The organism is Gemmatimonadaceae bacterium (assembly GCA_020852815.1).
In the GTDB taxonomy this organism is placed as follows: domain Bacteria; phylum Gemmatimonadota; class Gemmatimonadetes; order Gemmatimonadales; family Gemmatimonadaceae; genus SCN-70-22.
Genome location: JADZAN010000019.1, coordinates 188,534 through 208,475, shown reverse-complemented (window position 1 = coordinate 208,475; position 19,942 = coordinate 188,534). Strand labels below are relative to the sequence as shown.

16 protein-coding genes are annotated in these 19,942 nt (G+C 70.1%); 12 read left to right on the top strand and 4 right to left on the bottom strand.

All coding sequences use genetic code 11. The features are described from left to right. Window positions 1-3 precede the first annotated feature (3 nt). Window positions 4-1,701: a serine/threonine protein kinase gene (locus IT359_11805; protein ID MCC6929666.1), complete on the bottom strand. Its 1,698-nt coding sequence runs from the start codon at window positions 1,699-1,701 to the stop codon at window positions 4-6. A gap of 287 nt (window positions 1,702-1,988) precedes the next feature. Between IT359_11805 and IT359_11800 the strand changes: the two genes are divergently transcribed. From IT359_11800 to IT359_11780, 5 genes are all read left to right on the top strand, one after another. Then, entirely contained in the window at window positions 1,989-2,462 is a 474-nt protein-coding gene (locus IT359_11800; protein MCC6929665.1) for a prepilin-type N-terminal cleavage/methylation domain-containing protein, read from the top strand. Window positions 2,463-2,466: 4 nt separating this feature from the next. Continuing rightward, on the top strand, window positions 2,467-4,605 hold the full coding sequence (locus IT359_11795; protein ID MCC6929664.1) for an HD domain-containing protein: 2,139 nt from the start codon (window positions 2,467-2,469) through the stop codon (window positions 4,603-4,605). Continuing rightward, a complete protein-coding gene (locus IT359_11790) occupies window positions 4,602-5,372 on the top strand; it encodes a hypothetical protein (protein MCC6929663.1) in 771 nt (256 codons plus the stop codon). The genes IT359_11795 and IT359_11790 overlap by 4 nt, the downstream gene beginning before the upstream one ends. A 142-nt stretch (window positions 5,373-5,514) precedes the next feature. Next, window positions 5,515-6,654, top strand: coding sequence for a 4-hydroxyphenylpyruvate dioxygenase (gene hppD, locus IT359_11785; protein ID MCC6929662.1), 1,140 nt, complete (start codon window positions 5,515-5,517; stop codon window positions 6,652-6,654). A 100-nt stretch (window positions 6,655-6,754) separates the two neighbouring features. Beyond that, window positions 6,755-7,945 (top strand): homogentisate 1,2-dioxygenase, encoded by a 1,191-nt coding sequence (locus IT359_11780; GenBank protein ID MCC6929661.1) that lies wholly within the window; start codon window positions 6,755-6,757, stop codon window positions 7,943-7,945. 113 nt (window positions 7,946-8,058) lie between these two features. On the opposite strand, the gene IT359_11775 is transcribed toward IT359_11780, so the two are convergent. Both IT359_11775 and IT359_11770 read right to left on the bottom strand, forming a co-directional pair. After that, on the bottom strand, window positions 8,059-9,489 hold the full coding sequence (locus IT359_11775; protein MCC6929660.1) for an FAD/NAD(P)-binding protein: 1,431 nt from the start codon (window positions 9,487-9,489) through the stop codon (window positions 8,059-8,061). Window positions 9,490-9,647: 158 nt separating this feature from the next. Next, window positions 9,648-10,421: an enoyl-CoA hydratase/isomerase family protein gene (locus tag IT359_11770; protein ID MCC6929659.1), complete on the bottom strand. Its 774-nt coding sequence runs from the start codon at window positions 10,419-10,421 to the stop codon at window positions 9,648-9,650. A 261-nt stretch (window positions 10,422-10,682) separates the two neighbouring features. On the opposite strand from IT359_11770, the gene paaA reads away from it, so the two are divergent. The 5 genes from paaA (at window position 10,683) to IT359_11745 (ending at window position 14,091) form a co-directional block, all read left to right on the top strand. Continuing rightward, a complete protein-coding gene (gene paaA, locus IT359_11765) occupies window positions 10,683-11,669 on the top strand; it encodes a 1,2-phenylacetyl-CoA epoxidase subunit A (protein ID MCC6929658.1) in 987 nt (328 codons plus the stop codon). A 158-nt stretch (window positions 11,670-11,827) separates the two neighbouring features. Continuing rightward, complete coding sequence (gene paaB / locus IT359_11760; GenBank protein ID MCC6929657.1) at window positions 11,828-12,148, top strand: 1,2-phenylacetyl-CoA epoxidase subunit B; 321 nt, start codon at window positions 11,828-11,830, stop codon at window positions 12,146-12,148. A gap of 81 nt (window positions 12,149-12,229) precedes the next feature. Further along, window positions 12,230-12,994, top strand: a complete 765-nt coding sequence (gene paaC, locus IT359_11755) for a phenylacetate-CoA oxygenase subunit PaaC (GenBank protein ID MCC6929656.1) — start codon at window positions 12,230-12,232, stop codon at window positions 12,992-12,994. A gap of 35 nt (window positions 12,995-13,029) precedes the next feature. Next, window positions 13,030-13,497: a phenylacetate-CoA oxygenase subunit PaaJ gene (paaJ, locus tag IT359_11750; GenBank protein MCC6929655.1), complete on the top strand. Its 468-nt coding sequence runs from the start codon at window positions 13,030-13,032 to the stop codon at window positions 13,495-13,497. Between the two features lie 93 nt (window positions 13,498-13,590). Continuing rightward, entirely contained in the window at window positions 13,591-14,091 is a 501-nt protein-coding gene (locus IT359_11745; protein MCC6929654.1) for a GxxExxY protein, read from the top strand. Between the two features lie 14 nt (window positions 14,092-14,105). On the opposite strand, the gene IT359_11740 is transcribed toward IT359_11745, so the two are convergent. Further along, window positions 14,106-16,292: a pyruvate dehydrogenase gene (locus IT359_11740; protein MCC6929653.1), complete on the bottom strand. Its 2,187-nt coding sequence runs from the start codon at window positions 16,290-16,292 to the stop codon at window positions 14,106-14,108. A 325-nt stretch (window positions 16,293-16,617) separates the two neighbouring features. Between IT359_11740 and IT359_11735 the strand changes: the two genes are divergently transcribed. After that, window positions 16,618-19,014, top strand: a complete 2,397-nt coding sequence (locus tag IT359_11735) for a peptidylprolyl isomerase (GenBank protein ID MCC6929652.1) — start codon at window positions 16,618-16,620, stop codon at window positions 19,012-19,014. A gap of 98 nt (window positions 19,015-19,112) precedes the next feature. Then, window positions 19,113-19,904, top strand: coding sequence for a 2-(1,2-epoxy-1,2-dihydrophenyl)acetyl-CoA isomerase (locus IT359_11730; protein MCC6929651.1), 792 nt, complete (start codon window positions 19,113-19,115; stop codon window positions 19,902-19,904). The last annotated feature ends 38 nt before the right edge of the window (window positions 19,905-19,942 follow it).

Below are 19,942 nucleotides of genomic sequence, written 5' to 3'. Positions count from 1 at the left end.
CCTCTATCGCCCAAGGCGCAAGATTTCGCCCTGTCGCTGCAGCTGGCGGGCGATGACGCACTCGCGCACGCGCTGCGTGACGCGCTCCACGGCGGTGCGGAGCTGGCGCTCGCGGCTGCGCGAGGTGCGCACGAAGGCGTATCGCGCAATCCCGTACGCCCCGGCTACCACGCCGGCAAAGATGGGGGCGGCGATGACGAGCGCCCCGGTGGCAGCCATCGTGGCGCCGAAGGCGGCGCCGCCGACTCCCCCCCCGACCCCGCCCACGATCCCGCCAAATATCCCGCCCGACAGCTGCGACAGGTCCTCGAAGCCGCGAATCACCGTCCGCCCGCTGCGCGTCGATACCGACAGCTGCAGCTTGCGTTGCGACGTGGGCGAGGCATATGGCGTCCACGTCACGCTGCGCCCGATCGAGGCCAGGTTGCCCACGTCGCCCACGCTGCGCCGGATCTCGTCGGCCACGTCCTCGAGGTCCATGTCGCTCAACTCGCCGTCGACCATCGCCTCGAACTCGAGCTTCGTGCGCGCCCCCGCCAGTGCATTCACCGCGACCTGCATCGCCACCCCCTCGTGCACCACATCGGCGAGCTCCGACGCCCCCACGCGACGCTCGGCCAGGGCGCGCTCGACGTACTTCTCCCCGATCCCGGCGTCGCGCGCCGCCAGGCGCACGTCGTCCAGGCGATACCCCGACGTCTCGCTCACCGGAGCGTGCGCCTGGTCGCGCCGCGCCACCGGCGGCGGCGTCAACTGTCCCGTCATCTCCTGCAGCAGCGCGGCGCGCTCCCACACCGCCTGTGCCTCCGTTTCCGACAGCAGCTCGCGCGAGGCGGCGGGGGCGTCGTGGGGAATGGTACGCGCCGCGTTCGTCAGCGCCGCCACCACGGCGTCGGCGTCGGGAAAGCGCCGCTCGCGATCCTTGGCCAGCAACCGGTCGACGATGTCGCCCAGCGCCGCGGGGATCGTCGGCGCCAGCGACCGGATGGGCGGGGGCGCCTTGGTCACGTGCGCCACCAGCACGGCCGACGGCGTCTCGCTCTCGAACGGAAAACGCCCCGTGAGGGCAAGGAAGGCCAGCACACCTAACGAGTACAGGTCGCTCCGCCCGTCCAGCGCCTCGCCACTCACCTGCTCGGGGCTCATGTAGAACACCGTGCCGAGGATGGTCCCCGTCTGCGTGAGCGGCGCCGACTGCGCCAGGCGCGCGATCCCGAAATCGGTGACCATCGCCCGCCGCCCCGTCCCGTCGAGCAGGATGTTCTCCGCCTTTATGTCGCGATGCACCACGCCCCGCGCGTGCGCATACCCCAGCGCCGAGGCGATCTCGATCAGCAGCGCGCACAACTCGGCGGGGGCGTATGGGCCGGCGCGCCGAATGCGCTGCGCCATCGACTCGCCGTCCACGTACCCCATCACGAAGAAGACGAAACCGTCCAGTTCGTCGGCGCGGTGGATCGGCACGATGGCCGGATGCGTGAGCGCCGCCGCGGTGCGCGCCTCGCGCAGGAAGCGATCCCGGATGCCGGGATCGCTCGCCAGGTGGTAGGGGAGCGTCTTGATGGCGACGGCGCGGTCCAGCTTGAGGTCGCGCGCGAGAAACACGATCCCCATTCCGCCGCGCCCGATCTCGCGCTCCAGCCGGTACTGACCATGCAGCGCGTCGGCGAAGCTCGCCGTGTCGGGGTTCGGGGCGGTCATGCGGCGAAAGGTGGTGGGGCACCGCGGCTCGTGGGAGGGGGAGCCAGTCGGCACCGGCAGCGCAATGGTCCTGACCTTCGGGATTCCCGCTCTCCCCCTGGGAATGACGCCCGTACCCGGCGTCCCGCATGGCGTCACAATCACCGAGGGCGACGGCAGCTTTGTGACGACTGAAACCGGTTACAGGTCTGCCTAGTACCGTCCGAGACTCAGTCTCGACCGGTCTCCCCCTTCCCGCCCGCAACCGCCCCCCCCCGTTGTCAACCCAGACGCGACGTTACGCGCGAGTGTCCGCGCGCCAGTTGCATCGGCGTTGGGGCACGCGCTCCGCCTTCACGCTCATCGAGCTGCTCGCCGCGATGACGATCATTGGCATTCTCGCGGGTATCGGCATCCCGAAGTACGCCGACGTGATCGAGCGGGCGCGGGTCGCCAAGGCCATCGGCGACCTCAAGGCGATTACCACCGACCTGCTCTCGCAGGACGTCCTCCCTGCGTCGCTGACGGCCATCAATCGGGCGACGCTGCTCGACCCCTGGGGCCGCCCGTACGTCTACCTGAAGTTCGCTCCGCGCAAGGGGAAGGCGCCGCCAGCCGGCGCGCGCAAGGATCGCTTCCTCGTCCCCATCAACACCGACTTCGACCTGTATTCGCTGGGGAAGGACGGGAGCAGCAATCAAACGCTCACCGCCAAGGCGTCGCACGATGACGTCATCGTCGCCAACGACGGTGGCTTCATTGGCCTGGCCCGCAACTACTGACGCCGTGCAGCTCGGCTTTCTGCGCACCCGCGTCGGCCGGCGCTTCCTCGCCACGAACCTGGTGGCGTCGTCGTTGCTGCTGACGGTCATCGCCCTGGCGTCGGAAGCCTATGTGCGGTCGGCGCTGCGCAACGAGGCCGAGGCGCGCCTGTCGCGATTGGCCAAGTCGCTCTCGCTCTCGACCCTGGCCACGCTTGCCACCGCGGTGCGCGACCTCGAGGGCGACATGCGCCGCGGCGCCATCGGGAGCAGCAACGCCGCCACGCTCGTGGCGCACGTGGTCCGAAGCTCGCGACGCGGCGTGCCGCTCGGCATCGACGACTCGACCATGGCGCGCGCGCTCACCGCGGAGGAGTACGCGCACCTGCGTGGCGGGCGCTCGCTCCTCGTGGTACGGCGCACCGGCGACGAATCGCTCATACTGCTGGGGCGCGCGATGCTGCGCGGCGCGGCCGACTTCGACGTGGCCTGGGCGCGGGTCAACGACGGCTATCTCTGGGGAACGGCCGACGAATCGATCGGCGGCGAGGACGCCGGCTACTGCGTGGCGGAGCGGCAGTCGCTGGCCATCGTGCACTGCACGCACGACATGCCGCGCGCATCGGTCGCACTCGCCAGCCGCATCGCGGCGCAAACCCTCGATTCGCGCACGGTGGTCGATGACAACGGCCGCTTCGCCTCGACGCGCGACGTGTACCTGCGCTACGAGTTCGGCGCCGCCGAGTGGCGTGTCATCGTGATCCAGCCGTCCAGCACCGCCATGGCCGCGCTGGCGTCGTTCCGGCGCATGATTGCCATCCTGTTCATCGCCGCGCTCACGCTGATCTTCCTCGTCTCGCACGCCCAGATTCGCCGCACCACCGAGCCGCTGGCGCGCCTGCGGGAGGGGACCGAGCGGCTGCAACAGGGCGACTTCAGCGCGCCGGTCGTCGTCAGGAGCAACGACGAGTTCGAGGACGTGGCCGAGTCGTTCAACGGCATGGCGCGCGAGCTCGACCAGCAGTTCGCGCTGCTCCGCAACATGGACGCGATCGACGAATCGGCGCTGGCGGCGCGCGAGCGCGACGCCCTGGTGCGCGAGGCCGCGGCGCGCTTCCAGCAGCTCCTTTCCTCGCCGCGCGTCGCGATCGCGGTGGCTCACGCCTCGCGACCGATGATGATCGATGTCGCGGTGACCGAGGGCGGTGTCCCGGCCCCCGCCTTCCTCTCCCGTCGCCTCTCGGTGGAGGAGGCGGATGCCTTGCGCGCCCAGCCGCGGCAGTTCGTCCTGGCGCAGGGTGCCCGTGTGCCGTCCTACGTGGGTGGTGAGGTGCGGGGCGCGCTGCAGCAGGGGGTCGTCGTCCTCCCGCTGTGGCAGGATGCTGAGCTCCTCGGCGTGGTGGCAGTTTGGGCGAGCGACGACGCCCTCGCCCACGACGCCCCCTGGCGCGACGCGCGGCGCATGGCCGACCGCGTGGCGCTCGCCCTGCGGCACGTGCAGCTCGTGCACCGCCTCAACGCCCTCTCGGCGGGAACCATCACCGCGTTCGCGCGGGCCATCGATGCCAACTCGCCGTGGACCGCGGGGCACTCGGAGCGCGTCACGCGCGTTGCCGTCCAGGTCGGGCGCGAATTGCAGCTGCCGGATGACGACATGGCGACGCTGGAGCGCGGCGCCCTCCTGCACGACATCGGCAAGATCGCCGTCCCCGCCTCCGTCCTGGACAAGCAGGGGCGGCTCACCGACGCCGAGTGGACGGTGATGATGCGCCACCCCGTCGTGGGGTGCGAGATCCTCGGCCCCATTCCGGCGCTCGCCGAGACGCTCCCGCTGGTCCGGTCGCACCACGAACGGATGGATGGCACCGGCTACCCCGATCGGCTGGCGGGCGACGACATCCCCTTCCTGGCGCGCGTGCTCGCCGTTGCCGACGTCTTCGATGCGCTCTCCAGCGAGCGCCCGTATCGGGAGGGGCTGGGGCTCTCCGAGGCATGCCAGATCATCCGTGAGTCGGCGGGCTCCCATCTCGACCCGCACGTGGTGGCGGCGTTCCTCGAGGTTGTCCGCAAGGGGAACCTCCCCGCGCAACCCTCTCGCCTGGACACGTCCACACTCGCCGCGGCGGTCGCGAGCGCGCGCGACGGACTGCTGACGCACGCATGAGCCGAAACCCGACGCCGGTCCCGAGCCCGGCCCAGCATCCGCGGCGCGACGCCACGCCGTTAGGCACTCCGTCGATCGACGGGGCGCCCAAGCCGTCGCTCAAGGACGGCGACCTCTCGACCGCGATGGAGTACGTCGACTTCATGAACGAACTCGGCGTGCTGATGCAGCTGCCGAAGCGGCGTACCACGGCGTCGATGGCCAGCATCCCCGACGAGCCCACACGGCGCGTAAGGCGGCGCTCGTCGGTTGCCCTCCCGGCCGTCGCCGCCACGCTGGCGATCGTCGTGATGGCAAACCGCCTGCTGCAGCCCAAGCCGCCGCGCGTGATCCCCGAGGGGCTGCGCGGCGAGTGGGTCACGGCGGCGGGAGCGTATGCGGAGCGGCGCCTGGCCTTCACCGATGGCGCCGTGGGGATCGCCGTGCGCGCTGGTGCACCGCCGGAGTTGCACCCCGTGCGCGCCGTGGTGACAACGCTTCGGGGCGACACGACGCACATGGCGATCACGTACGAGCAGGAAGGGGAGAGCGTCGCGATGTCGCTGGTCCTGCTGTCGCACCCCGCGCGAGAGCTTCAACTCGCCAATCCCGCCGGCGTCGTCTGGCGACCGGCGGTCGACTCGACCGCGGGCGGTGCGGCGCTTCCGGCACAGGCCCCGTCGTTGGCTCCGGCGCCCTCTCCGACGCACGCTCCGGCGCAAACAGCGACGCTCGCTCCGGCGCACTCGGGCGCGGAGATGAAAGGCGCCTCTCCCAAGACCAGATAGCATCGGGTTGAACCGGTCCGACCATCGGGCGCGTGCGTGAAGCGCGCGTTAGCTTGGCGCGAGTCGAAAGTCTACTTTGGTATCGGGGATTCCGTCGCCATCCTGGCGTCCCCTGCCGCCACACCTCGCTCGGACCCGTGCCATGGCGACCATTACCGCCCCCATTCCCGAGACCGCGCACGACACCTTCCCGATCAACGGGACCGACTACATCGAGTTCTACGTCGGGAATGCCAAGCAGGCGTCGCTCTACTATCGCAGCGCCTTCGGCTTCGAAGTGGTTGCCTATCGCGGCCCCGAGACCGGGACGCGCGATCGCGCCAGTTACGTGATGCAGCAAGGGAAGATCCGCATCGTGCTCACCACGGCGATTCGTCCCGACCTGAGCCCCGAGGCGGCTTTCGTCGCCGAGCACGTGCACAAGCACGGCGATGGCGTGCGCGACCTGGCCATGTGGGTCGACGATGCCCGCGATGCGTACGCCAAGGCGCTGGAGCGCGGGGCGCAGTCGGTGCACGAGCCGCGCGTGCTGCGCGACGACGACGGCGAAGTCGTGATCGCCGCCATCCGCACCTACGGCGAGACCATTCATTCGCTTGTTGAGCGCCGCAACTATCGCGGCCCGTTCCTTCCCGGCTTCCGCGCGGTCCATCCGCACTACCAGGGGGCGTCACTCGGCCTCCAGTACGTCGACCACTGCGTCGGCAACGTCGAGTTGGGGAAGATGAACCACTGGGTCGGCTTCTACGCCGACGTCCTCGGCTTCCGCAACCTGCTCACGTTCGACGACAAGGACATCTCCACCGAGTACTCGGCGCTGATGTCGAAGGTGATGGCCAACGGCAACGATCGCATCAAGTTCCCGATCAACGAGCCGGCGGCGGGGAAGAAGAAGTCGCAGATCGAGGAGTACCTCGAGTTCTACGTCGGCCCCGGCGTGCAGCACATGGCGCTGGCGACCGACGACATCATCGGGACGGTGACCGGGCTGCGCGACCGCGGCGTCGAGTTCCTCTCGGTGCCGACCTCGTACTACGAGGAGCTGCAGGCGCGCGTGGGGAAGATCGACGAGCCGGTCGACATCCTCGCGCAGCTCGGCATCCTCGTCGATCGCGATCCGGACGGCTACCTGCTGCAGATCTTCACGAAGCCGGTGCAGGACCGCCCGACCGTCTTCTACGAGATCATCCAGCGCAAGGGAGCCAAGAGCTTCGGCAAGGGGAACTTCAAGGCGCTGTTCGAGTCCATCGAGCGCGAGCAGGCGCTGCGGGGGAACCTCTAGGGGGGGCAGAAGACGAGAGGACGAGAGGACGAGAGGACGAGGTGTTCGGGCGCGTCGTTTTGTCTGCGGGATGGCTTCCACCAATTCTTCCAACGAGTTCATGCCGTTCTACCATGCGTTAGGCAGCATCCCCCGCAAGCGGCACATCATCTTCCGGCGCCCCGACGGCGGGTTGTACGCCGAGGAGCTGATGGGGCACGAGGGGTTCGTGGGGACGTCGGCGCTGCTGTATCACATCCATCCGCCCACGACCGTCAAGTCGGCGCGCAAGGTGGCCGACGTGCGGCTGGCGGCGGACGAGGATACCTCATTGCGGCACCGTCACTTCCTCACCGCGCGTGCCCGCAAGGGGGGGAGCCCGACGATGGATCGCATGCCGCTGCTCTTCAACAGCGACATCGTGATGTCGTACGTCGAGCCCGACACCACCGACGTGCACACCTATCGCAACTCGCAGGCCGACGAAGTGGTCTACGTTGTCGAGGGGGAAGGGACGCTCGAATCGGTCTTCGGCGACCTCCCCTACAAGGCGGGTGACTACGTCGTGGTGCATCGCAACATCACGCATCGCTGGAAGCTCGACGCGGGCAAGGCGCAGAAGTTCCTGGTGATGGAAAGCCGCGGCCACGTGCGCTTCCCGTCACGCTATCGCAACAACGTCGGGCAGCTCCTCGAGGGGGCACCGTTCTGCGAGCGCGATATCCGGCGACCCTTGCAGCTCGTGCCCAGGGACGAACGTGGCGACTTCCCGATCTACGTCAAGCAATACGACGCGATCAACGAACTCGTCCTCGACCACCACCCGTTCGACGTCGTGGGATGGGATGGGTACTTCTACCCGTGGATCTTCAACATTCACGACTTCGAGCCGATCGTCGGGCGCATTCATCAGCCGCCGCCCGTGCACCAGACGTTCCAGGGTGACGGCTTCGTGATCTGCTCGTTCTGTCCGCGCCCGTACGACTTCGATCCCGAGGCGATCCCGGCGCCGTACAACCACTCGAATGTCGACTCGGACGAAGTGCTGTTCTACGCATCGAGCGAGTTCATGAGCCGCAAGGGGATCGAGTACGGCTCCATCACGCATCATCCGGACGGACTCCCGCACGGCCCGCACCCGGGGCGCGCCGAGGCCTCGATCGGGGCCAAGGGGACGAACGAGCTGGCGGTGATGATGGACTCATTCCGTCCGTTGCAGGTGGCGACGGCGGCGGTGTCGATCGAGGATCCGAAGTACCACCAGAGCTGGTTGGAGCAGCAGCACGCGGGGTTCTCGCCACCCACTTCTTGAGAAGACGAGAAGACGAGAAGACGAGAAGACGAGGGGCCGGGGAGGGATCCTCGGCCTCTTGCCGTTGGGGCGCTCTTTCCAGTTAGGTCAGGTGCCAGCGGTTGTGCGGGGCGTTACGGAAGGGTGGCGGTGGCGAGGGAGGCGAGGGTGGTGGTGACGGCGCGGGCGGCGTGGAGGCGGAGTTCGGGGACGGCGGTGGCTTCCCAGTAGCGCGCCCTGAGCAGGGGGGAGGCGAGGGCGAGGTGGGGGTTGGGGGTGCCGTCGCCGCGCAGGAGATGCCCGTCAGGCGCAACGTCGAGGCCCAGGCCGAGGGGGTCGGCGCGTACCGCCTGGCGCCCGAGGAGGGCGCGCAGGAGCGCGTCATCGATCGATCGCACGTCGCCGGCCGGGCCGGTGCAATTGACCACCGCCGCCACGGAGCGCGTCTCCTCGGCGGCGGCACCGCGCGGGCGCCAGGTGACGTCGACGCCGTCGCCGTGTTCCGCCAGGCGCAACAACCGCCCGGCCGACAGTTGCAACATGTCCTCGTCGCGCAGCGCCTCGAACCGCAGGTGCAGCTCGGGGGCCACCCGGTGGCGGTGCACGTCCCAGTACGCCCGGGCGTGGCGCAGGAAGCGCCGGCGCTCCGTGAGCGGGAGCGTCTCCCAGAGGCGTGGCGTCATGGGGCGCAGCGACGCCACCACGTCACGCCAGTCGACCCCGTCGCGGGCAACCGTGCGCACGTGGCGGCGGATGGCGCGCAGGTAGGCGACGGCGGTCGGCTCGCAGGCAATGAGCCCCGGAGGGAGGTGGCCGTACGAGGGAGGGGCGCCGTTGGGGCGGTGCGGGAGCGGGACGAGGCCGCGGCGCGACAGGGCGATGAGAGGGGCCCGTCGGTCGCGCGCCGCGAGTTCGATCGCCACGTCGAGCATCGTGAGCCCCGTCCCGATGAGCAGCACCGGGGCGTCGCCGGGGACTTCGGCGAGCGCGTCGCCCGCCCATGGGTCGCGGACGTAGCGGGTGCTCCGGAAGAAGTCCTCGCTCCCCGGAATCGGTGGATCGGCCGGCGGGAAGTTGCCGACGGCCACAATCGCGCGGTCGGCGGCCAGCGCGGCGCCGTCCGCCAGGAGCAAACGGACGCCGCCCCGCTCACCGTCGTCGACGACGACATCCGTCACCGTCGCACCGATGCGCATGAGCGATCCGCCATGAGCGCGCGCGAACTGCTCCGCCTGATCGAGCGTCGCCGCCAGGTACTCGCCGTACAGCCGCCGCGGGACGAACGACCCGCCCACCACGTGCGCATCACGCGACCTGGCGAAGCGAAGGAAGTCGTCCTCGTCGGCGGCGAAGGCGCTCATGCGCCCCGCCGGAACATTGAGGACGTGGCGCACCGACCTGGTTCCGTACGCGACGCCACGTCCCACGCCTCCGCTCCGGTCGATGAGGAGCACGCGGGCCGGTGCTTCCGCGGCGCGTCGCAGGAGGTGCGCGGCGGCGATGGTGCCGCTGAATCCAGCGCCGATCACGGCGACCGTGGGAATTGACGGGGACGGCAAGGACATATGCGGGGCGAAGGATGGCGGCGCGCGGTGGTGCGCACGGGGAGGCTCTCGAACAGGCGCGCGCGCCAGCGACCCCATGTGGCGCGCGCTGACGAGCGCACGGCACACTTCGCGCCAACTTCTCTACGCTCGCGCGTCCGGCGCGCGAGGCGTCGGCGTCACCCCCGCGCCAACGCCGCCAGCGCCTCGCGCGCCGCCGGTGTGAGGATCAGCGATCCCGACACCGCGGCGCGCTCGTAGAGAAGGGTCTCCCAGTGTTCGGTCCCCTCGAAGAAGACGCGCTTGAGTGCGCGCACCGCTCCCGGGTTGGCCGCCGCCAGCTTCCGCGCCAGCGCGTCCACGAGCACGTCCATCTCGGCCGCCGACTCGCTCACGCGTGCGTACAGGCCGGCGCGCTCGGCCCAGGCCGCGTCGCGCCAGTCGTGGTCGACCGACATCGCGATGAAGTGTCCGTGGCCGATCTTGTGCTCGATGACGGGACCCACGACAAACGGCCCGATGCCGACCGCCAGCTCGCTCAGGCGTACCGCGGCGCCGCGCGTGGCAATGCTGTAGTCCGCCGCCGCGGCCAGCCCAACGCCACCGCCCACCGCCTTGCCGTGCACCCGCGCAATGACAAACTGCGGACAGCGGCGCATGGCCAGGATCACGTGCGCGAAGCCGCTGAAGAAGGCCGTCCCCTCGTCCGTCGTGGCGATGCCGCGCAGCTCGTCGAACGACGCGCCGGCGCAGAAGGGACCGGTGCCGAGGCTGCGCAGCACGATCACGCGCACGTCGTCGCGCGCGGCCAGCGCATCGAACGTCGACGCGAGTTCACGCAGCGTCGCCCCAGGGAGCGAGTTCCCCTTGGGATGCCCGAAGGTGACGGTCGCGATGCCGGCGTCGACCGCGAGGGCGACGGTGCCGGCGTCGAGCGGGGACGGTGCAGTCATGGAGTGCGAACGGTCGGCGTGGAGGTATGGTCAGCCGCCGCCGTGGACCCCCGGCGGCGGCGGTAAGCTAGCAGCCCGCCCCGTCGCCGCGCCCCGAACTCCCGCCCGCCATGCGGCGCGGCGCCGAATCTTGGTCGGACTCATGGGTCCTAATATCGCGATCGCCGAGATGCAAGACTTTGCCGTGTCAGGAGATGCCCTGATACTTGTAACGCGCCCCGTGCCCTATCGTGGCCTCCTGAGACCTGCCGGAGAATCGTGATGACCCCGTCCAGCCCCCAATCGAACGGCCCCGCGTCGACCGACGACGCCGAGCGCCTGGCGACCTTCGAGAAGCGGATCGCCGAGGGTGGCGTGATCGAGCCTAAGGATTGGATGCCGCCGCGGTACCGGCAGCAGCTGATCCGCATGATGTCGCAACACGCGCATTCCGAAGTGGTGGGGATGCTCCCCGAGGGGAACTGGATCACGCGTGCCCCCACCTTGCGTCGCAAGATGACGCTCATTGCCAAGGTGCAGGACGAAGGGGGGCACGGCCTCTACATCTACTGCGGCACGGAGACGCTTGGCGTCGACCGCGCGGAACTCATCGAGCAGCTGCATAACGGGACGGCCAAGTACTCGTCGATCTTCAACTATCCCACGCTCACCTGGGCCGACATCGGGATCATTGGCTGGCTGGTGGATGGCGCGGCGATCGTGAACCAGACGATGCTCGCCAAGGCGTCGTACGGGCCGTACTCGCGGGCCATGATCCGCATCTGCAAGGAAGAGAACTTCCACAAGCGCCAGGGCTACGAGATCTGCGCCACGCTGGCGGCGGGAACGCCGGAGCAGAAGGCGATGGTGCAGGACGCGCTCAACCGCTGGTGGTGGCAGGCGCTGATGATGTTCGGTCCGAGCGACAAGGACTCGCCCAACTCGGCGGAGCTGATGAAGTGGGGCGTCAAGCGGAAGTCCAACGACGACCTGCGCCAGCGCTTCGTCAACCTCACGGTCCCGCAGGCGCAGGCGATCGGCCTCACCTTCCCCGATCCCGCGATGCGCTACGACGAGGCGACCGGCGATTGGCACTTTGGCGAGATCGACTGGGCCGAGTTCAAGGCGGTGGTGAAGGGAGACGGCCCGTGCAACCGGGAGCGCCTGGCGGCTCGCCGCAAGGCGCACGACGACGGGGCGTGGGTGCGCGAGGCCGCCGAGGCCTACGCCGCGAAGCAGCGCGCCGCGCGCCGCGCGGTGGCCGCCTGACGACTCGCCGTCAGGCACACGGCAGGAAGCCCAACGCGGAAGAGGCACAGCTCCAGCACCGAGCGAGCACGACAGGCACGACAGGCACGACAGGCACGACAGGCACGACCTGACGATCGCATTCCGAACGGCAAACGACTGGCACGAGGACGAGCACGATGACGAGCCCGACGATCGCCACCGCCCCCAAGGGGGGTGAGACGCAGTGGCCGCTGTGGGAAGTCTTCACGCAGGAAGAGGCGGGGGCGCCGCACCAGCACGCGGGGAGCGTGCACGCGGCGGACGCCGAGTTGGCGCTGCAGAACGCACGTGACGTGTATGCGCGTCGCAACGAGGCGATCTCGATCTGGGTGGTCCCCAGCGTGACGATCATCGCCTCGACGCCGGAGGACGTGGGGCCCTTCTTCGATCCGGCCAACGACAAGGCGTACCGGCACCCGCAGTTCTTCAAGACCCCGCGCGGCGTTCGCGTCTTCTGATACGGCAGAAGACGAGAGGACGAGAAGACGAGAAGACGAGAAGACGAGAGGACGAGAGGACGAGAACCGAGGCATACGGCAATGGACGAACAGACTTCGCGGGACTTCTTCGAGTACCTCCTGCGGCTCGGCGATGACCGGCTGATCCTGGGGCACCGGGTCTCCGAGTGGTGCGGGCACGGTCCGATTCTCGAGGAGGACATCGCGCTCAGCAACATCGCGCTCGACCTGCTGGGGCAGGCGAACCTGTTGTTGCAGCTCGCGGGGCAGGTGGAGGGGCAGGGGCGCGACCAGGACGCGCTGGCGTACTTCCGCGAGGCGACGCAGTTCCGCAACGCGATCCTGTGCGAGACGCCCAACGGCGACTTCGGCGACACCATCGTGCGCCAGTTCCTGTACTCGGTGTACGCGCTCCTGGTGCTCGACCAGCTGCAACGCTGCCGGCACGAGGCGCTGGCCGGGATCGCCGCCAAGGCGTACAAGGAAGCGCGCTACCACGTGCGCCACAGCGGCGAGTGGCTCATCAAGCTCGGCGACGGCACCGAGGAGAGTCACCGCCGGGTGCAAGCGGCGCTGGACAAGGCATGGAGCTATACGGGCGAGCTCTTCGTCGGCGATGACATCGAGCGACGCCTCGCGGCGCAGGGGCTCGCGGTCGACCCGGCGTCGGTGCGCGAGGGGTGGCTGGCACAGGTGAAGGACGTGGTGGCGATCGCCACGCTCACGCTCCCCGCGGACGGCTACATGCAGCGCGGCGGTCGCACGGGGCGGCACACCGAGCACCTGGGACACCTGCTGGCCGAGATGCAGATCGTCGCCCGTTCGTTCCCGGGGGCGTCGTGGTAGCGTTCCCCCCCACCGGCGTCCCGTCTCGCGACGAGATGCTGGCGATGCTCGACGAGGTGAAGGACCCGGAAATCCCGGTCCTGAGTGTCGTCGAGCTGGGGATCGTGCGCGGCGTGCGGCAGGAGGGGAGCGAGGTGGTCATCGACATCACCCCTACCTACTCCGGCTGCCCGGCCATGCACGAGATTGCCCGCTGCGTGACGGGCGCCCTCGCCGCCCGCGGCGTCACGGCGCGCGTGAACACGGTCTTCACCCCGGCGTGGACCACCGACTGGATGAGCGAGGAGGCGCGCGAGAAGCTGCGCCGTTACGGGATCGCACCGCCGGGCAAGGCGGACGAGTCGCCGCTCATCCCCCTCATGCGCCGCGCCGCGCCGCCGGCGTGCCCGTTCTGCGGGTCGCACGACACGACGACGCGCAGCGACTTCGGCTCCACGGCGTGCAAGTCGCTCCACAGCTGCAACGCCTGCCACCAGCCGTTCGAGCACTTCAAGGCGATCTGATCGGCAAAACGGTACGGAGCGCGCGATTTCGGTAACGCGTGCGCCAATGCGTGCGTGCATGATGCCTGCGTCCCCCAACCGCGAGCATCGCCGATGTCCGTTCCTGTCCTCGCCCTCGACGCCGAACGCGCGCTCCCCGTTGCCGATGAGCGCCCCCCCGCCTCGCGCCTGGTGCACGAGCATACCACCGGTCGCCTCCTCGCCGCTTTCTTCGCGGTGCACCGCGAGCTGGGGCACGGCTTCGCCGATGCGGTCTACCTGCGCGCCCTCACGCTCGAACTCATCGCCCGCGGGCTGCAGGCAGAGCCCGACGTCCCGTTAGGCGTCTTCTACAAGGGGCGCAAGATCGGGACGTATGCGGCCGACCTCGTCGTGGACGGCAAGGTGGTCGTCCTCGTGCGCGGCGGCGCGGAGCTGCACGACACCGACCGCATGCGCCTCCTCAACTGCATGCGCTGCTCGCAAGCCGAGGTGGGGATGCTCCTCCACTTCGGGGCGCGCCCCGAGTTTCGCCGCTACCTGGGGCGCGTCGTCGTCGAGCATGGGGGAGAACTCAGTCGGCTGCACCCCTCGCGCGGGAGTGCCCCCGCGTGACCGGCACACGGTCGCTAGCTGCGCACCAGCGCGTCGATGCGCGAGGCGATCTCTCCCGAGGAGGGGAGGATCGCATCGAGCAGCGACGGGTGATACGGCATCGGGACGTCCTCGACGCACAGCCGCTCCACCGGTGCGTCGAGGAACCAGAACGCCTCCTGCGCCAGCACGGCACCGACTTCGGCGCCAAAGCCGGAGGTCTTCGTGTCCTCGTGTACGATGAGGCAGCGCCCCGTCTTGCGCACGGAGTCGAGGACGAGCGCCTTGTCCCACGGGGCGATGGAGCGCAGGTCGATCAGCTCGACCGATGCGTCGACCTGCGACAGTGCATCCACGCAACGATGCGCCATCGCCCCCCACGTGACGACGGTGACGTCGCCCCCCTCACGCAGCACCTTCCCCACCCCGAACGGCACAACGTAGTCGTCGCCGGGATAGCGCGCGCTCCCATCGCTCGTCATCAGGAGCGAGCGGTGCTCGAAGAAGATCGTCGGGTTGGGCGAGCGCATGGCCGATCGCAGGAGCCCTACGGCGTCCGCGGCGTTGGACGGAATCGCGACCTGCCAGCCGATGGCGTGCGTCCACAGCACCTCGGCGCTGAGCGAGTGCCACGGGTCGCCAACATCCTTCCCGAAGCCCCCCGGCATGCGGACCACGATGGGGGCGCAGAAGCGATTGGCCGTGCGCCACCGCATCGTCCCCGTGTTGTTCAACTGTTCGGTCGCGGGGTCGGCGTACTTCCGGAACTGGATTTCTGCGACCGGGACGAGTCCCGAGATCGCCATGCCGACGGCACGCCCGATGATTCCTTCCTCGGAGAGCGACGTGTCGAAGACGCGCTCGCGCCCGAACTGCTTCTGCAATCCCTCGGTCACGAGGTGCACGCCGCCCTTGAGTCCCACGTCCTCACCGAATACGACGAGCTTGGGGTTCACCTCCAGTTCTCGGCGCAGCGTGCGGCGGATCGCTTCCTGGAAGCGCAGTGTCTCGCCCTCCTCCTGCGCGGTCGTCGAGCCGCCCAGCGCCTCGCGCTCCGCCGCCGACAGCCCTCCCATCGCCTCGTCGGCCGGAGCGTCGGGCTCCGCGTAACGATGGCGGAAGATGGTGGTCGGGTCGGGGGCGGGACGTTCGCGCGCCGCCGTGAGGGCGCCCTCCACGTCGCGCGCCACCTCGGCCTCCAGTGCGCGCCACTCCTCCTCGCTCAGGTGCGCGGGGACGAGGAACGAGCGCAGGCGCGGGAGCGGGTCCCGCGCGACGTCGGCGGCGATTTCGGCGTCGGTACGGTAGCCCTTCTGGTTGTCCGGTCCCGAGTGCGACGACAGGCGCGGTACCGTCAGGTGCACGAGGGCGGGGCCACGGCCGGCGCGCACGTGGTCGACACAGGCCTTGATCTTCGTCGCGGCGTCTGCCGGGTCGGTCCCGTCGCCGTCCTGGATGAAGAGGTTGCCGAACGAGGCAAGGTTGCGGGCAATGTTCCCGCCCGGCGTCTGCATGTCGCCGCTCACCGAAATGCCGAGGTGGTTGTCCTCGACGTAGAAGAGCATGGGGAGGCGGAGCGTGGTCGCGATGGTGAGCGATGACCAGAAGCCGTTCGTCGCCACCGAGCCGTCGCCGCCTAACGTCACGGCAATCGCGCCGTCCCACGCCCGGTCGCCCAGCGTGTCGCGATGGTAGGTGATGGCCTGCGCCCACCCCGCCGTTGGCGTGTACTGCGACCCCACGTCGCCGGACATGGGGAGGACCTTGGGACCGTTGCGGCTGGGGAGGTTGCAGACCACGCCGATGTCGCGACCGTCGCTGAAGCCGCCGGAGCGCCCCAGCGGCGAGCCGAGCCCGTCCTCGATGGACAACCCGACCGAGAGGAGGAGGGGGCGTGAGCGATAGTACGCCCCCACGCCGTCGTTGGGGTGAGTGAGGAGCGAGCCGAGGATGGCCTGCGCCATGTCGTGCCCACGCGCAGAGAACTGGTACAGGACCAGGTGATCCTTGGGGACCTGCGTGCGGTTCCGGTTGGTCTGCTCCTCGCTGTCGTCGAGTGCGCGCGAGACCAGCGTGTGATACGCGACTCGGCGCCAATCGATGCCGGCGGGCGCGTCGGCCGCGAGGTTCGGGGCGGTGGCGCCTTTGGCGCTGCCGGTGCGGCTGGCGGAAGGGGAGCCCTTCGGCGCGCGCGGGAGTGGGGCTGACTTGGATCGCGACATGTGGAGCGACCGAATATCGGGAGGGAGCAGCACCCGCGCGGGGGCCGCCGCCCTGTTTGACGAGAGGCGAAGGGCGTGCGATGGAAGTGCTCAGGAAATCTACTGGCGCGACGCCGGTTGCGGGGCTCGTTTCGCTGTCAATCTCCAGTGGAAACGGTGACATTCACCGAGAGCGCAGCGGCCGGCCGGGTGCACGTACGGGCACCATGCTGCAGATTTCGCCGCGACCGCTTCCGTGACCCGCGTTTCCACGTCGTTCGCGCCCCTCGCCGCACGCGTCGGGGCGTGGGGGGGCACGGGGAACCGACACTCGAGACCCTGCCGCATGACGTGGTTCGTTAGGCGTCCCGCCGTCACCTGCGCACTGCCGCGCGACGCTCGCGCGCTGTCGCGCGACGCTCGCGCTCTGCCGCGCGAGGCTCGCGCGCTGCCGCGCGTGGTCCTGGCCGCCCTCCTGGTGTGGGGAGCGCTGGGCGTCCTGCCGTTGCCGTCGGCGGCGCAAAAGGTATCGCCCGTGCGGCCGGGGGCGCGTAGCAGCGGGGCCAGCCAGCCGTCGGTGCCCACGGTGGGGCTCAGCGCTGGAGAACGCAGCACGCTGCTCAGGCTGATCGCCGCCGAGGATGCCCGCGGCACAGATGCGGACGGCGTAGCCCCGCTCATGGCGGCGCTCGATGACAAGTCGCCGTTCGTTCGCCGCACGGCGGTGCGCGGGCTCGGACGGCTGCAACGCGCCTCGCTCCTCGACTCCATCGTGCCGATGGTTGGCGACGCCGACGCGCGCGTCCGCCTGGAAGCGGTGAACGCGATCGCCCAGGCGCTGCAGGAGCTGCGGACGCGGGACCTTCCATTGGTGGAACGCCGCGCGATGCTCGACGAGGCGATCGACGCGATTGTGCGCAACGCCGAGCGATATCCCGATCCCGAGTTCCGTGGCGTGGCGGCTCGCACGCTGGGGCGACTGCCGTATGCGGACTCGGTGGTTCCGCGCGAGGTGGAGCGCGTGCTGGTGGAGCTTGGCGAGCGCCCAGGGGCGGGGGCGGGGGGACGGCCGCTCGTGCGGAGCGACGCGCGCGTGGCCGGGGGGATCATGCACGGGCTGTACTCGCTCGCGCGTGCGCGGCGGCAGCTGGGCGCGCCGTCGGCGCGCGCGCTCTCGGCGATGCGGTGGGCGACGACGTTCGGGACGCCTGGGGAGGGGGGGCGCGCGGTGTCGGTGGGAGTTGCGGCTGGCGGGGAGCGCGGTGCGGCGGTGGACGGGGGCGAGGGGGGGGCGGTGGTGCGTCGCCTGGCCTATCTCGCCCTGATTGCAGCTGGCGATACATCGTCGGAGCTGGTCAAGCGTGCGCGCCAGGATGCGGACGAACAGGTGCGCCGGCTGGCCGTGGTGGCGTCGCAGGCGCTGCGCGACACGGCGGTGCGCCGCGCCACGGTGCTCGGCGGGATGCGCGACCCGTCGTTCCTGGTGCGCTTCGAGGCGGTGCGCGCCTATCGGGGGCTCCCGCTCCCGCGCCCGTGCGCCCCACTCGTCGCGGCCACGTACGACGCCAACCCGCACGTGCAGCTCGCCGCCATCGACGCGTTAGGCGCCGGGTGCGACGAGCGCACTGTGGCGGCCGATACCCTCCTGCGCATCATCGACACGCGCAACACGCAGCGCGCCATCCGCGCCAGGGGGGGAACGAGCTGGCACGCCCACGCGCACGCCCTGGCCGCACTGGCGCGCGTGGCGCCGTCGGAAGCGGTCCCGCTCCTGCGGCGCGACGCGCGGCATCCGCTGTGGCAGGTGCGGCTCTACGTCGCGCGCGCCGCCGCCGCCGTCAAGGACACGCTCACCCTGTCGGCGCTGGCCTACGATCCCAACGGCAACGTGCGCGAGGCGGCGCTGGCCGGAATCTCCGGCTCGTTGGGGCACGTGGCCGACCGCGTCTTCGTCGCCGCCCTGGCGTCGAACGACTATCAGGTCGTCCTGCAGGCGGCGCAGTCGCTCAAGGGAGCGCCGCTCCCCGATTCCGTCGTCCCGGCGATTCTGGCGGCGTTCGAGCGGCTGAGCGCTGAGAAGCGCGAGAACGCCCACGACCCGCGCGTGGCGCTCCTCGAACGGCTGGGCGAACTGGGAGGGGCCAGGTACGCTCCGCGCCTCGCGCCCTATGCCTCGGACTTCGACTCGACGGTGGCGCGGCAGGCGGCGACGATTCTCGAGCGGTGGACGCTTCGCCGTGTCGCCGCCACGCCCAAGCCGCTGCCTCGCCCAGTCGAGCCGGTCGCCGCGGTGGTGGGAAGCGACCTGCGCCTGCTGGTGAAGATGTCGCCGGCAAGTGGCGGCGGGTCGTTCGTGGTGCGCCTCTTTCCCGACGAGGCACCAGTGACGGTCGCGCGCATCGTTCGGCTGGCGCGCGCCGGTTACTACGCCGGCCTCACCTTTCATCGCGTGGAGCCGGGCTTCGTGATCCAGGGGGGGAGCCCGGCGGCGACCGAATACGTGGGCGACGGTCCCTTCATGCGCGACGAGGTTGGGCTCCTGTCGCACCGTCGCGGGACGCTGGGGATCTCGACGCGCGGGCGTGACACGGGCGACGCCCAGCTCTTCGTGAACCTGATCGACAACTTCCGCCTCGATCACGAGTACACCGTGTTCGGGGAGATCATCCAGGGGCGCGAGGTGGCGGAAGGGGTGATCGAGGGCGACGTCATCGAGCGCGTGGACGTGGTGCGGGCGCGCTGAGCGGACGCGGTGCAGGGGCGCGGTCGACCATCGGGGGCACGGTCGGTAGCTTCCATCGAGACGACACGACACGACACGACACTCACGACGACGACGGCATGACCGATACGACAATCCTGCACGAGATGGAGGGCGGGGTGATGCGCATCATCCTCAACCGTCCCGCCGTGCTCAACTCGTTCGACCTGGCGATGGGTCGACAGCTGCAATCCGCCCTCGCCCGGGCGGCCGACGACCGCGCGGTGCGGGCAGTGCTCATCACGGGCGCCGGGCGTGCCTTCTGCGCGGGGCAGGACCTGGGCTCGGTCTCGCTCGACGATCCGGGCGCGACCCCCGACCTCGGCCATGTGGTGCGCGAGCTGTGGAACCCGATCGTGCGGCAACTGCGGGAACTCGAGAAGCCGGTGGTGGCGGCGGTGAACGGCGTCGCCGCGGGGGCCGGGGCCAACCTCGCGCTTGCGTGCGACATCGTCCTCGCGTCGAAGACGGCCTCGTTCATCCAGGCGTTCAGCAAGCTCGGGATCATCCCCGACAGCGGCGGGACCTTCTTCCTCCCGCGCCTCGTGGGCATGGCGCGCGCCACGGCGCTGACCTTCCTCGCCGAGAAGGTGTCGGCGGAGCAGGCGCAGGCGTGGGGGATGATCTGGCAGGTGTGCGAGCCCGACGCGCTGCTTTCCGAAGCGTCGCGGCTCGCGTTGCAACTGTCGACGCAGCCCACGCGCGGCTTCGCCCTCACCAAGCGGGCGCTCAACGCGTCGATGACCCGCGACCTCTCGGCACAGCTCGACCTGGAGGAAGCGCTCCAGCGCGAGGCGGGTCGCACGCACGACTTTGTGGAAGGGGTGAAGGCCTTCCTCGAGAAGCGCGCGCCGGAGTTCCGCGGTGAGTAACCGCGTGGGCGCGACCGCCGCAGGCGGAGCGGACGACG